The following is a 13,008-nucleotide window of genomic DNA, read 5'->3' as shown; positions in this document are numbered from 1 at the left end:
TCCGTGCAGCGAGCAGGACTCAGAAGTCCATGCCACCCGACGGGTCACCCATGGGAGCGGGCGCCTTCTCGGGCTTGTCTGCCACGACGACCTCCGTGGTGAGGAAGAGACCGGCGATCGAGGCTGCGTTCTGCAGCGCCGAGCGGGTCACCTTCGCGGGGTCGATGATGCCCTGTGCGAAGAGGTCGCCGTACTCGCCGGTCGCGGCGTTGAGGCCGTGACCGGTCGGGAGCTCTGCGACCTTGTTCGCGACCACGCCCGGCTCGAGGCCGGCGTTCATCGCGATCTGCTTGAGCGGGGCTTCGATGGCGACGCGGACGATGTTCGCACCGGTGGCCTCGTCTCCCGTCAGCTCGAGACCTGCCAGCGCCTTGGTGCCGGCCTGGATGAGCGCGACGCCACCACCGGGGACGATGCCCTCCTCGACGGCCGCCTTCGCGTTGCGGACGGCGTCCTCGATGCGGTGCTTGCGCTCCTTGAGCTCGACCTCGGTCGCAGCTCCCGCCTTGATGACGGCGACGCCACCGGCGAGCTTTGCCAGGCGCTCCTGCAGCTTCTCGCGGTCGTAGTCGCTGTCGGTGTTCTCGATCTCGCGGCGGATCTGGGTCACGCGACCCTCGATCTGGTCCGCCTCACCCGCGCCCTCGACGATCGTGGTCTCGTCCTTGGTGACGATGACCTTGCGTGCACGGCCGAGCAGGTCGAGCGTCGCGTTCTCGAGCTTCAGGCCGACCTCTTCGGTGATGACCTGTCCGCCAGTGAGGATCGCGATGTCCTGCAGCTGAGCCTTGCGGCGGTCGCCGAAGCCCGGAGCCTTGACGGCGACGGACTTGAAGATGCCCTTGAGCTTGTTCAGCACCAGGGTCGCGAGAGCTTCGCCCTCGACGTCCTCGGCGATGATGACGAGCTCCTTGCCGTCCTGGATCACCTTGTCGACGATCGGCAGGAGATCCTTGATGTTCGAGATCTTCTGGTTCGCGATGAGGATGTACGCGTCCTCGAAGACCGCCTCCTGGCGCTCCGGGTCCGTGACGAAGTAGGGGTTCAGGTAGCCCTTGTCGAAGCGCATGCCCTCGGTGAGCTCGAGCTCGGTGCCGAAGGTCTGCGACTCCTCGACGGTGACCACACCCTCCTTGCCGACCTTGTCGATCGCCTCGGCGATGAGCTCGCCGATCGCGGGATCGGCGGCGGAGATCGATGCGGTGGCCGCGATCTGCTCCTTGGACTCGATCTCCTTGGCGCTGGAGAGCAGCTCCTCGGTGATCGCGGCGACGGCCTTCTCGATGCCGCGCTTGAGCGAGATCGGGTCGGCGCCGGCTGCGACGTTGCGAAGGCCCTCGCGGACGAGTGCCTGAGCGAGGACGGTCGCGGTGGTGGTTCCGTCACCGGCGACGTCATCGGTCTTCTTGGCGACCTCCTTGACGAGCTCCGCGCCGATCTTCTCGTACGGGTCGTCCAGCTCGATCTCCTTGGCGATCGACACACCGTCGTTCGTGATCGTGGGGGCGCCCCACTTCTTCTCGAGCACGACGTTGCGACCGCGCGGGCCGAGGGTCACCTTGACAGCGTCGGCGAGGATGTTCAGGCCACGCTCGAGGCCGCGGCGGGCCTCCTCATCGAAAGCGATGATCTTTGCCATGAGTTTTGTCGTCCCTCCTGGACGTAGACGTTGATTTAGCACTCAGACTGAGAGAGTGCTAACGCCATTCTGGCACTCGACCCCTTCGAGTGCAAGCCGCGTGGAGGACGCTATTCCGCGGGAGTCTCAGCGGGCGTCTCGGGCGCCGTCGTCGAGCGGTCGAGTCCGACCACGACCGTGAGCTGCTTGCCGTCGGTGGTGTTCATGTCGGCATAGAAGTCGCTCTGCTGCACCTCGGCGCCGCCGATGAGGCGGGCGAGGCCGATCGCGGCGAGCTCGTCGTCGTCAGCGAGGTAGTACACGGTGGTCATGGCGAAGTCCTGACTGCCGCTGTCGCTGGCGAACACGTTGTCGGCCGACCATCCGTTGTTGAGCAGCGTGTCGCGCATTTGGGCGTCGAGCCCCTCGTCCGGAGTCGCATTCAGGATCATCACGGAGTACGCCGTGTCGAGCACACCGGTCTCCTCCGGCGTCGGCGCCACCGTCGGCACCGCTTCCGGGAAGAGGGTGATCCGGCCCATCACGACGAGAGACGCGAAGATTCCTCCGATGATCAGCACGAGGGCTGCGACGAACGACCACAGCAGGACGACCCAGCCGTTCATCCCGGGGGCTTCCGCGCGATGCGCCCCTACGCGTCCGGACGAACGAGGGACGTCATCAAAGCGGTCGCGAGTGGGTTTGGACACCCCTCGATGCTAGCGGCACGCGTCTGTCGAATCCGCACCGCGTGCGGCTGCGCGTGCCACCGGTTCAGCTGACGAAGCCCGGCACGCGCGCCGCTCGGCGGGCGGCGCGCGAATCCCGGATGCGGCGCAGGCGACCCACCAGCATCGGGTCATACTCCAGCGCGACGTCCGAATCGATGAGGCGACCCAGTAGCTGGTAGTAGCGGGCAGCGCTCATTCCCAGCTGCGCGCGGATGATCTCCTCCTTCGCCCCGCCGTGTCGCGGCCACGCCGCCTCGACCGCGAGGATCGAGCGGTCGCGCTCCGTGAGATCTCCGAGCATGCGTCCAGGCTAGAGCGCTCCGGGGCGATCCTCCGTTCGCCACTCCCACCATCGCCCCAATGGATCAGCCCGGGCCCGCACTCGGCCGTCGAGAGCCACGACGAAGCCCTGTGCCGCTCCGGCATTCACGTGCGGCGACCAGATGTCGAGGATGCCGGGCGGATCGATGGTGACCCATCGCGCCGGGAGCCGACGGATCTCCTCGACCAGTGCGAGCCGCTCCGCTCGCGGGATGTGGACGAGCACTCCGGGGGTGGTGATCACCAGCGTCGCTGCGTCCGGCGCGTGGCCGGCGAGCGTCGACAGCATCCTCAGCGCATCCCCCTCGACGAGTTGAGGCGGTTCGGATGCCGCCACATCGAGCGCCGCCGTGATCCGCTCCTCCCGTCCTGCTTCACCGGGCCAGACCAATCCGCGCAGCCATCGCCGATCGCGCTCGTCGCGTGCGTCGAGCGGGGCGAGATCGATGCCAGCGCGCCAGACCACCTCCGGTATGCGCATCGGCGGCAGCTCGCCGCGCACGACACTGTCCAGCACCACGGACGAGATGCCTGCCTCGGGATCGAGCGCTGCACGCAGCGAGCCGTCTTCGGCCCAGAAGCGGAAGGAGTACCGGTCCGGGTAGAGGCACAGGCCGGCGGAGGCTCCGATCTCGAGGAGCGCGAGAGGACCCGGGATCTCCGACAGCGCGGGCAGGAGCGGGGAGAGCCGCAGCGGCTCGTTCGTCTGCACGCGCCGCGCCGTGCACTCGGCGACGATGTCATCGTCGTGCGCGAGCACGAACGCGCGCCACGTCGCGTATCCCGAGGGATCGGCACCCAGCATCCGGGTGACCGCGAACACGAGCGGCGGCTGCCGGTGGGTCTCAGGGATGCGGGCGAGGACGGCGCTCACATCAGCATCCGATGCGACGCCCGCGGCCCATTCCCGGTACTCCTCGCTTCGTCCGGGTGCCTCCTCCCGCGCGAAGCGCGCGTAGCGCTCGCGCACAGCATCCGTCATGTGCCCATTCTCCCTCGGCGCGCGCGCTCTGCCTCCGAGACGCGAGACAATGGAGGTGAACGAGGAGGACGCATGACGTACAGCGTGAACAAGACGGAAGACGAGTGGCGCCGAGAACTCGGCGACGAGCAGTACGCCGTGCTGCGCCAGGCCGCGACCGAGCGCGCCTGGACCGGTGAGCTGCTGGATGAGGAGCGCGGCGGGCTCTACACCTGCGGCGCATGCGACGCGGAGCTGTTCAAGAGCGGGACGAAATTCGATTCCGGCTGCGGCTGGCCGAGCTTCTATGAGTCCATCAGGCCCGAGGCGGTCGAGCTCATCGAGGACACGACCCTCGGGATGGTGCGCACCGAGGTGCGCTGCGCGAACTGCGGCTCCCACCTCGGCCACGTCTTCCCCGACGGGTTCGGCACCCCGACCGGAGACCGCTACTGCATGAACTCGATCGCGCTGAACTTCACGCCAGACGAGTCGTGAGCGCGCTGGACGCCGTCCGGGCGCGGCAGTCCTGGTCCAAGGTCACCGACGACGCTCCGACCCACGAGGAGCTGCTGACCCTCGTCGCCGCAGCCGGACGCGTCGCCGATCACTCGTCGCTTCAGCCATGGCGACTGATCGAGATGCGCGGGGCGGACCGCGAGGTGCTCGGAACCGCGATCGCCAAGGCACAGGGCGACACGTCGCCGTCGTCGAAGCCGTTGCGCGCGCCGCTGCTCATCGCCGTCGTCGCGGCATATCGGAAGAGCGAGAAGGTGCCGCGGTGGGAGCAGGAGGCGGTCGCCTCCGGCGTCGCCCACGTGCTCAGCCTGCTGCTGGACGAAGCCGGCTGGGGAGTCATCTGGCGCACCGGGCACTACACCCGCTCCAAGCCCGTGGCGAAGGCGCACGGCCTTTCGAAGAACGAGGAACTGCTGGGCTGGCTCTACGTCGGCGGCAAGCCCTCCGGGAAACGGCCGGGACGCCGCAAGGCGGTCGACGCGCGCAAACTCGTCACCCGCATGCCCAGGAAGACGAAGAAGTAAATCCGATCACGTGCGGCGACGTCGCGGGACGACAGCGACGACAACGGACGCCCCCGCCACGAGGACCATCGCGATGATCTGCCAGAGCGCGGGCCCCGCTGCCGCCGGCCACACCAGATCGATGATGACGGAGCAGGTCAGCTGCCCCAGCACCGAGCCGAGTCCGAGCAGCAGCACGCCGCTGTGCCCGACGATCACGGCACCCAGCAGGATGTAGGCGAATCCGAGGAAGCCGCCGAGGTACAGCCACGGCTCCGACGGCAGTGCCGCGGGCAGCCCGTGCACCGCGACACTCACGGCGGATGCCAGCAGCAGCGCGACGGTACCGGCGATGAAACTCGTGAGGGTGGCCGCGATCGGCGACCCCACCCGCTGTGCGAGACGGCCGTTGGTGGCAGCCTGCCAGGCGATGCCCACGCCGGCGGCGAAGGGCAGCAGGAGCATCCACAGCGGTGCGGTGGCGAGGACGTCGCCGCTCAGGGAGATCCCGACGGCTGCCAGCGCGAGCGCGCCACCGAGCACACGGCCGGGAGTGACGGCGACGACGCCGGCCGGACCGAAGCCGATGCGGTCCAGCACCAGCCCATGCAGGGTCTGCCCTGCCACGACGCCGACGGTGAACAGCGAGACGCCGAGCACCCCGGCGGTGACGCCCTGCGTCGACACGGTCACCGCACCGCAGGCACCGCCGAGCAGCATCCAGGCGGGAATCGTCCGCCGCCGGATGCCGGTCCACAATCGCGACGCTCCGCGTCGGGCTGCCGGAAACCATGGGATCACCGCGGCAAGCGCCGCGAGGCCGACGGCGAACGAGATGAGCCCGGCGAGGACGCCATCGTCGATCCGCATTCCGAGAACACCGTTGATCCGCGCCTGGATCGCCGTCATCGCGCCGATGGCGACGGCCCCGCCGAGGGCCGCGGGGGCGGACAGGGGGCGCTTGTCGGTCACTCCCTCGACCCTACCCGAGGCCACGCAAGCGCTTCGGGATGTCGGGAGCCGGGGCTACGCTGGCGGCATGTGCGCGAGCTATGGCCTTGATCCCCGGTTCACCGACTCCGAGTTCATCGCTGCCGCCGACGAGAGCGTCCTCGAGGGCCTGCGTGTCTGGGCGGAGCAGAACGCGGGCGAAACCCTGCGTCCCACCGGCAAGAATCTGCGCAACCTCAACCCCATCGTCGTCCAGCCCGACGAGGCGCCGGTGATCGAACCGGCATGGTGGGGCTTCCTGATCGGCGGTGAGCCGTCGAAGTTCCCCTCCATCAACACGCGTTCCGAGCGGCTGCAAGACCGTCCAGGTGGGCTGAAGACCCGCGCCATCGTGCCGGCGACCAGGTGGTACGAGATGCAGAAGCCGCAACGGATCTGGCACGAGTTCCTCGTCGACGACGGGGCATTGTTCGGCATGGCCGCCGTGACGCAGCGGGGCAGAGCCGCGGACGGCGCGTGGTTCACCTGCTACTCGATCGTGATGAGGCCGGCACCTGATCACCTGGCTGAGCTGCACGACCGGATGCCGCTGCTGATCCCCGCATCCCTCAGCCACGACTGGCTCACCGCCGAGCCGACGCGGGAGATCATCGACGAGGCCATCATCGCGTCGGATGAGGTGGCCGCTCGCGTCAGCGCTCGAGCGCGCGACTGACCGGATCGATCGTCCGGCGGTGCCATGTCGGGGGCCGGAGTCGGTACCGCGGGAGGACGCGGGGTACGCCGGCTCCTCCGTAGCGTCGAGACATGATCACAGCGGAAGGCCTCACCAAGAGGTTCGGAGACAAGACAGCAGTCCAGGACGTGTCGTTCACGGTGAAGCCGGGAACGGTGACCGGGTTCCTCGGGCCCAACGGTGCCGGGAAGTCGACGACGATGCGCATGATCGTGGGTCTCGATCGACCGACGGCCGGCCGCGCGACCGTTGCCGGTCGCGAGTACCGGCACCTGCGCGCGCCGCTCACCGAGGTGGGGGTGCTGCTGGACGCCAAAGCGGTGCACACCGGGCGCACGGCCAGGAATCATCTGCGCGCAATGGCAGCGACCCACGGCATCCCGCTCTCCCGCGTGGATGAGGTGATCGAGCTCGCGGGTATCGGCTCGGTCGCCCGCAAGCGGGCGGGCAAGTTCTCACTCGGCATGGGGCAGCGGCTCGGTATCGCCTCGGCCCTGCTCGGCGACCCGCACACGCTGATCCTCGACGAACCGGTGAACGGGCTCGACCCCGAGGGTGTGCGCTGGGTGCGCCAGTTCGTCCGGCGTGCCGCGGCCGACGGGCGCACGGTGCTGCTCTCGAGTCATCTGATGAGCGAGATGGCCCAGACCGCCGACCACGTCATCGTGATGGGTCGGGGCAAGGTGCTCGCGGACGCGCCGCTCGAAGAACTCGTGCGCGCCTGGACGACCACGACCGTGCGGGTGCGCAGCCCGCGCCTCAGCGATCTCGTCTCGGCCGTCGCCGGCCCCGCGACCGAGATCGTGAGCACGAGCCCCGAGACGGTCGACGTCGTCGGCCTGCCCGCATCCCGCATCGGCGACATCGCCGCAGAGCAGGGGATCCCCCTGCACGAGCTGACGCCGATCACCGGATCGCTCGAAGACGCCTACCTCGCCCTCACCGGCGATTCGGTGGAGTACCGCACGAAGGAGATCTCATGACCACCGCCACCGCACCCGCCCGCCGCACTACGGCGGTGACGCCCCACCGGCTCACGTTCCTGCGATCGCTGCGCGGAGAGTGGATCAAGCTCGCCACGCTCCGCTCCACCTGGTGGTCGATCGGAGTGACCGCGTTGATCACGATCGGCATCGCGCTGCTCATCGCCCAGACCGTGAACGCGCCTGACTTCGGAGCGATCCGGGCGGCCGTCTCCCCCATCCAGTTCACGATGCTGCTCGCCGGTGTTCTCGGGGTCATCGTCGTCACGGGCGAGTACTCGACCGGCATGATCCGCTCCACGCTCACAGCCGATCCCGTTCGCGGTTCGGTCCTCGCGGCCAAGGCGCTCATGACGGCGGTGTTCCTGTTCGTCACCTCGTTCCTGATCTTCCTGGCCGCAGCTCTCGCCGCCTCGCCGATCATGGCGGGCAGGGACCAGCCGATCGACTGGGGCGACCCGGCCGCATCGTTCGTCCCGCTGCTCGCGGCTTCGCTGTCGATGTCGGTGTTCGCCCTCATCGGCGTCGCGTTCGGATTCATCCTCCGTTCCGGAGCGGGCGCGATCGCCGCGACCGTCGGCCTGCTGTTCGTGCTTCCGATCGTCGCGAGCCTGTTCGCCACGCCCGACCCGGCGTGGTCGTGGATCGCGGACCTCAGCCAGTACCTGCCGATGTCGGCCGCGCAGAGCGCGATCATGCCCGAAAGCGGCTGGGGCCTGGACGAGCCCGTGGCGTACCTGACGCTGGCCGGCTGGGTGGGCGCGGGGATGCTGTCGGCATGGGCCGTGCTGCGCACCCGCGACGCGTAAAGTCGAGCGCGTGAGGCAACCGCACAGCCGCAGCGACTCCGTCCGCGAGGACGAGGAGCTGCGGCTGCCGCGTCCGCCCGGCGTGATCCGGCGCTTCTGGGCGCGGCATCCGGTCTTCTCGGACGTGCTCATCGCCCTGACCTGCCTGCTGTTGTCGTTGACTCCCGCGGCGACCGTCTCGCCACGGGCGTCCGGCGCGGACGTCGCCTCGATCGGGGCTCGGGTCTTGCTGCCGGTCGTCGTGGTCGTCGCATGCGCGCTGCTGCTCCGGCGTCGGCAGTGGCCGGTCGCCGCGTTCGTCGCGGGCTTCGCCGTCTCGGTCCTGTACCTCGCGTTCGGGGTGGCCGTCGGCGGGCCGCTGCTGCTGGTGACGAGCTATTCGCTCGCTGTCTACCGGTCATCCCGGGCATGCTGGCGAGGCTTCGGCATCGGCATCGTCTCGCTCACGATCATCGCCTTCGCGCTGGAGCGCAGCGGAGCCATCACATTCCAGATCGCCGCCAACGCCGTGCTCGGAGAGACCGTCCTCGGCCTGATCGGATCCCTGATCGGGGTCAACGTCGGCGGCCGGCGGCGCTATCTCGAGGCGGTGATCGACCGTTCCAGGCAGCTTTTGGTGGAGAGAGACCAGCAGGCGCAGCTCGCCGCCGCCGCGGAACGGGCGCGCATCGCTCGCGAGATGCACGACATCGTCTCACATTCGCTGACCGTGATCGTCGCTCTCTCGGAGGGAGCCGCAGCCACCGCCGATCAGCAGAAAGCACGCACGGCGGCCACCGCGAGTGCGGCCGCCGCCCGCAGCGCCCTGGCCGAGATGCGCGCCATGCTGGGCGTGCTGCGCGACGACGATTCGCCGCTGCCCCTCGCGCCGCTGGAGCCCGCCTCTCCGCGCGACACCGTCGAGACGGCGCAACGCGCCGGCTACCCCGCGGTGCTGACCGTCACCGGCCACGCCGACCTCTCTCCCGTCGTCCGCCACGCCGTCGGCAGAATCGTGCAGGAAGGCGTGACGAACGCGATGCGGCATGCCCCGACCGCGACGACCATCGCGGTGCGGCTGGACTACGCGCCGGAATCCGTCTCCATCGAGATCATCAACGACGCAGCGACCGGCCCCACGGGAACCGCGGGCTTCGGCCTGCGCGGCTTGAGAGAGCGAGCAGCCCACGTGGGCGGCTCGCTGAGCGCCGGACCGGCCGAGGGCGGCCGGTGGCTGCTGCATGCCGAGCTTCCCACCGGCGGACCCGGCCACCGCCCGGCGGATGAGTTGAAGGAGACCCTGCCATGACCGAGACCATCCGCGTCCTGCTCGTCGACGACCAGGAGCTCATCCGGCTGGGATTCCGGATGGTGCTCGAGGCCGAGAGCGACATCGTCGTGGTCGGTGAGGCGGGCGACGGTCGTGCGGCGATCAGTCAGACGGCCGCGACGACGCCGGACATCGTGCTGATGGACATCCGGATGCCGGGGCTCGACGGCATCGCCGCCACGGAGGCGATCGTGCGCGAGCACCCGCGGACCCGGGTGCTCGTGCTGACGACCTTCGATCTCGACGAGTACGCATTCGGGGCGATCCGCGCAGGTGCCAGCGGGTTTTTGTTGAAAGACGCGCAACGACACGAGATGATCTCGGCCATCCGCGCGGTGCACCGCGGCGATGCCGCGCTCTCCCCTCGCATCACACGTGCGCTGCTCGAGCACGTCGCGCCCCACCTCGGAGCGACGCCGTCAGCAACGGACGCCGAAGAGGCCACCATCACCGCGGCACTCACGGAACGGGAGCGCGATGTGTTCCTCGCCATCGGCCGCGGCCTGACGAACGCTGAGATCGGCCAGCACCTCTACGTCAGCGAATCGACGGTGAAGACGCATGTCGGGCGCGTGCTGATGAAGATCGGAGCGCGCGACCGCATCCATGCGGTGATCCTCGCGCACCGGCTCGGTCTCGTCGGCGGTGGTTCGTCGTCACCGACCAGGTGATCCTGGTCGGGCCGGACGATCTGGCCGGGCCCGGGGGATCCTGGGCTGGCGGATGATCCTGGTCACCGCGTGCGAGCCTCCGCGGACGCCTACAACTCGTCCAGAGCGCTCTGCGCATCCGCCACCGCGCGCTCAGCGGCCGTGACCCGCTCGCCGGCGGACGCCTGCGCCTTCTCGGCAGCGGTGAGCGCAGAGGTCGCCTTCTCGGCATCCTTCCGCGCTCGGGTGAGTTCGGCCTCCAGTTCTTCGATGTGCGCCGCGAGCTGCTCCGAGCGTTCGGAGGCACTACGCCTCTCCCGGTCCGCCGTCGCCCGATCCTTCTCGGCGGCCGCGAGGTCTTTCTCCGCCTCGCGGAGCGTCCGTTCCGCCTGGCGACGTTCCCTGCGAGCGCGCACTTCGTCGACCGGTTGCGGAGCGGGCGCCGGGGCCTCGGGAAGACCACCGCCGACGATGAGTTCGAGCGGATAGCTGTCGGACGGTTCCAGTTCACGGATCAGCCGCCCGGAGGCGACGGCCGTCGCCGCATCCTCATCGAAGAACGCGGCCGCGATCGTCTGCCTGACCGCCTCGAGCGTGCCCGGGGTGATCTTCTCACCGCGCGCGCGTCCGAGTTCGGCCGCCCGTTCGGCGAGACGATTCGTGAGGGCGCGGCGCTCGCGTCCGAGCTTGGCGAGCGCTGCGGCATCGAGATCGCCCTGCGCCTCGCGCAACTCCGCAGCGAGTTCGAGGACCTCGCCGAGTTCCCCCGCCCGTTCGCGCGAGAACACGTTGACCACCCACGCGGCGATCGAGGGCTTCTTCAGCGCGCGGATCTGGGCTGCGAGGTCGCGGTCGCCGGTGTCTTTCGCGCGCGCGTTCCGCGCGGTGGTGAAGTCTGAAAGCGACCCTGCATAGAGTTCGGCGGCCAGGTCCGCGAGTATCGCGTCGGACTGCGTCGTCATGGCTGTGCTCCGTCTCTGTCACCGGCCGGCACCCGAGCATACGCCGAAGCGCGGCACACGGTCGTGATGTGGCGGGCGGAGTCCTCAGCCCGCTCGCGCCCGGCGGTCCGTCCCAGGGCGGCGGTCAGGCTTGCACACGGCGAGATCAGGCGGGGCCTGTCTGCGTGAGATGCAGATGAGCATAGCGGCCGCCCGCCGCCAACAGGTCCTCATGCGTGCCCTGCTCGACGACCCGGCCCCGTTCGAGCACGATGATCCGGTCCGCCCGCCGCACGGTCGAGAGCCGGTGCGCGACGACGAACGTGGTGCGTCCGATCATGAGTCGTCCGAGCGCCTGCTTCACCAGCTCCTCCGACTCCGGATCGAGAGCGCTGGTCGCCTCGTCCAGCAGCAGGATGCGGGGGTCGCGCACCAGCGCCCGGGCGATCGCGAGCCTCTGGCGCTGGCCGCCGGAAAGGCGCGCTCCGCGCTCTCCGACGACCGTGTCCCACCCGTCCGGTTGCTCTTGGACGAACTGCCAGGCATTCGCGTCCCGCAGCGCCTGCTCGATGCGGGCGTCGGTGGCGCCTGCAAGCCCGTAGGCGATGTTCTCGCGGATCGTGCCCTCGAAGAGCACTGACTCCTGCGGGACGACCGAGACGAACCTCCGAACACTGCGCAGGTCGAGTTCCTGCATGTCGGAGCCGTCGAGGAGGATGCGACCGGAGGTGGGCCGTACGAATCCGAGCACGAGGTTGAGAAGGGTCGACTTTCCCGATCCGGATGAGCCGACCAGAGCGACCGTCGTCCCCGCGGCGATGTCGAGGTCTATCTCATGCAGCGCGTCCTCGATCGCTCCCGGGTAGCGATGGCTCGCCCGCTCCAGGACGATGCGCCCGGATACCCGATCGACCTTCCGACGACCAGCGTTGTGCTCGAGGTCGGGCTCGGCGATGACCTCGGCGATCGAGCGCACCGATTCCAGACCGCGCGTCGCGACCGGGATCAGCATCAACAGCTGGGTCAGGCCGCCTGTGAGCAGAGTGAAGTAGGTCGACAACAGCACCACCTCGCCGGCCGAGATCGGCAGGATGCCGGTGAGCGAGAACACGGCGGCGAGGACGAGACATCCTGCCCCGAGCAACTGCATCGTGACCCACGAGATGGACGCCACATGGCCGTTGAGGATGTCCAGGTGAAGCCCCGCTCGGCGCACCCCCTCCGCTCCCTTCGAGACCCGGTGCACCGCTGTCTGCTCCAGGCCGTGCGCGCGGGTGACGGGGATCAGCGCGGCCATCTCCCCGACCCTGGCCGACAGCGTCTCGACCTCGCGGCGGAAGACTTCGTTGCGCTCACGCGATCGATTGCGCATGCCGTAGCGGATGCCGATCGCGATCGGGACGGTGAGCAGATATACAGGAAGGAACTGCGGTACCGCCAGCGCCGTCATCACGAGTGCACCGGAGATCACCATGATCGCCGAGAGCAGGGGGTGCGCGACCTGCTGCAGCATCAGCTCGATGTTCTCGACATCCCGCACCAGCTTCGTCTGGACGATCGACGAGCTCATGCGGGTGTGGTACCCGATCGACAGGCTCTGCAAGCGTTCAGCCAGGGCGGCCCGGAGCTCGGCGCCGGTGTCTCGGACCACCGTCATGAAGCTGCGGGTGTACAGCAGGTGGTTGGGATAGTTCTGCAGGAGCAGGACGGCCGCAAGCGCGAACCACCACAGGACGGCGGACACGTCGCCGCGATCCGCGACGATGTCGATGACAGCGGCGGTGATCACCGGGAGGAACCACATCGGGATCTCTTTAAGCGCGAACGCCGCGATCGCCGTCGCCATGCGGCCGGGACGCCGGGCGAGCAATCTGACGACCGTGCGGACGGGGCGGCGTCCGTCGATGATCTCGATCCTGAGGGAAAGCGCTCTCCGTGGCACAGCCCCATCGTAGTCCGCATCGCACTGCGTCTTG

At 69.1% G+C, this 13,008-nt stretch carries 14 protein-coding genes; 7 read left to right on the top strand and 7 right to left on the bottom strand.

The genetic code is table 11. From position 1 onward, the window contains the following. Positions 1 to 19: 19 nt before the first annotated feature. The 4 genes from groL to RIN18_RS12355 form a co-directional block, all read right to left on the bottom strand. Complete coding sequence (groL, locus tag RIN18_RS12370; protein WP_309104283.1) at positions 20 to 1,639, bottom strand: chaperonin GroEL; 1,620 nt, start codon at positions 1,637 to 1,639, stop codon at positions 20 to 22. A 110-nt stretch (positions 1,640 to 1,749) separates the two neighbouring features. Beyond that, a complete protein-coding gene (locus tag RIN18_RS12365; RefSeq protein WP_309104282.1) occupies positions 1,750 to 2,328 on the bottom strand; it encodes a LytR C-terminal domain-containing protein in 579 nt (192 codons plus the stop codon). A 64-nt stretch (positions 2,329 to 2,392) separates the two neighbouring features. Then, positions 2,393 to 2,650: a DUF3263 domain-containing protein gene (locus RIN18_RS12360; protein WP_309104281.1), complete on the bottom strand. Its 258-nt coding sequence runs from the start codon at positions 2,648 to 2,650 to the stop codon at positions 2,393 to 2,395. A gap of 9 nt (positions 2,651 to 2,659) precedes the next feature. Continuing rightward, a complete protein-coding gene (locus RIN18_RS12355) occupies positions 2,660 to 3,652 on the bottom strand; it encodes a DUF2332 domain-containing protein (RefSeq protein WP_309104280.1) in 993 nt (330 codons plus the stop codon). Between the two features lie 72 nt (positions 3,653 to 3,724). Here RIN18_RS12355 and msrB point away from each other — a divergent pair, with 72 nt between their 5' ends. Together msrB and RIN18_RS12345 are read left to right on the top strand one after the other, a co-directional pair. Then, a complete protein-coding gene (gene msrB, locus RIN18_RS12350; protein ID WP_309104279.1) occupies positions 3,725 to 4,129 on the top strand; it encodes a peptide-methionine (R)-S-oxide reductase MsrB in 405 nt (134 codons plus the stop codon). After that, positions 4,126 to 4,674, top strand: a complete 549-nt coding sequence (locus tag RIN18_RS12345; RefSeq protein ID WP_309104278.1) for a nitroreductase family protein — start codon at positions 4,126 to 4,128, stop codon at positions 4,672 to 4,674. Before msrB ends, RIN18_RS12345 begins: the two co-directional genes overlap by 4 nt. Positions 4,675 to 4,680: 6 nt before the next feature. On the opposite strand, the gene RIN18_RS12340 is transcribed toward RIN18_RS12345, so the two are convergent. Beyond that, positions 4,681 to 5,625: a DMT family transporter gene (locus tag RIN18_RS12340; protein ID WP_309104277.1), complete on the bottom strand. Its 945-nt coding sequence runs from the start codon at positions 5,623 to 5,625 to the stop codon at positions 4,681 to 4,683. Positions 5,626 to 5,692: 67 nt separating this feature from the next. Here RIN18_RS12340 and RIN18_RS12335 point away from each other — a divergent pair, with 67 nt between their 5' ends. The 5 genes from RIN18_RS12335 to RIN18_RS12315 all read left to right on the top strand — a co-directional run bounded on the left by RIN18_RS12335 (position 5,693) and on the right by RIN18_RS12315 (position 10,112). Beyond that, a complete protein-coding gene (locus tag RIN18_RS12335; RefSeq protein WP_309104276.1) occupies positions 5,693 to 6,319 on the top strand; it encodes an SOS response-associated peptidase family protein in 627 nt (208 codons plus the stop codon). A gap of 92 nt (positions 6,320 to 6,411) precedes the next feature. Beyond that, positions 6,412 to 7,323, top strand: a complete 912-nt coding sequence (locus tag RIN18_RS12330) for an ATP-binding cassette domain-containing protein (protein ID WP_309104275.1) — start codon at positions 6,412 to 6,414, stop codon at positions 7,321 to 7,323. Then, positions 7,320 to 8,132, top strand: coding sequence for an ABC transporter permease (locus RIN18_RS12325; RefSeq protein WP_309104274.1), 813 nt, complete (start codon positions 7,320 to 7,322; stop codon positions 8,130 to 8,132). Before RIN18_RS12330 ends, RIN18_RS12325 begins: the two co-directional genes overlap by 4 nt. A gap of 10 nt (positions 8,133 to 8,142) precedes the next feature. Further along, on the top strand, positions 8,143 to 9,420 hold the full coding sequence (locus RIN18_RS12320) for a histidine kinase (RefSeq protein ID WP_309104273.1): 1,278 nt from the start codon (positions 8,143 to 8,145) through the stop codon (positions 9,418 to 9,420). After that, on the top strand, positions 9,417 to 10,112 hold the full coding sequence (locus RIN18_RS12315) for a response regulator transcription factor (RefSeq protein ID WP_309104272.1): 696 nt from the start codon (positions 9,417 to 9,419) through the stop codon (positions 10,110 to 10,112). The genes RIN18_RS12320 and RIN18_RS12315 overlap by 4 nt, the downstream gene beginning before the upstream one ends. Positions 10,113 to 10,201: 89 nt before the next feature. Here the strand turns inward: RIN18_RS12315 and RIN18_RS12310 are convergent, their stop codons facing one another. Both RIN18_RS12310 and RIN18_RS12305 read right to left on the bottom strand, forming a co-directional pair. Continuing rightward, on the bottom strand, positions 10,202 to 11,053 hold the full coding sequence (locus RIN18_RS12310; RefSeq protein WP_309104271.1) for a transposase: 852 nt from the start codon (positions 11,051 to 11,053) through the stop codon (positions 10,202 to 10,204). A gap of 145 nt (positions 11,054 to 11,198) precedes the next feature. Further along, complete coding sequence (locus RIN18_RS12305) at positions 11,199 to 12,974, bottom strand: ABC transporter ATP-binding protein (protein WP_309104270.1); 1,776 nt, start codon at positions 12,972 to 12,974, stop codon at positions 11,199 to 11,201. Positions 12,975 to 13,008: the final 34 nt, after the last annotated feature.

The organism is Microbacterium sp. (assembly GCF_031179285.1).
Taxonomy (GTDB): Bacteria; Actinomycetota; Actinomycetes; order Actinomycetales; family Microbacteriaceae; genus Microbacterium.
This window is presented reverse-complemented; position numbering and strand designations above follow the sequence as displayed.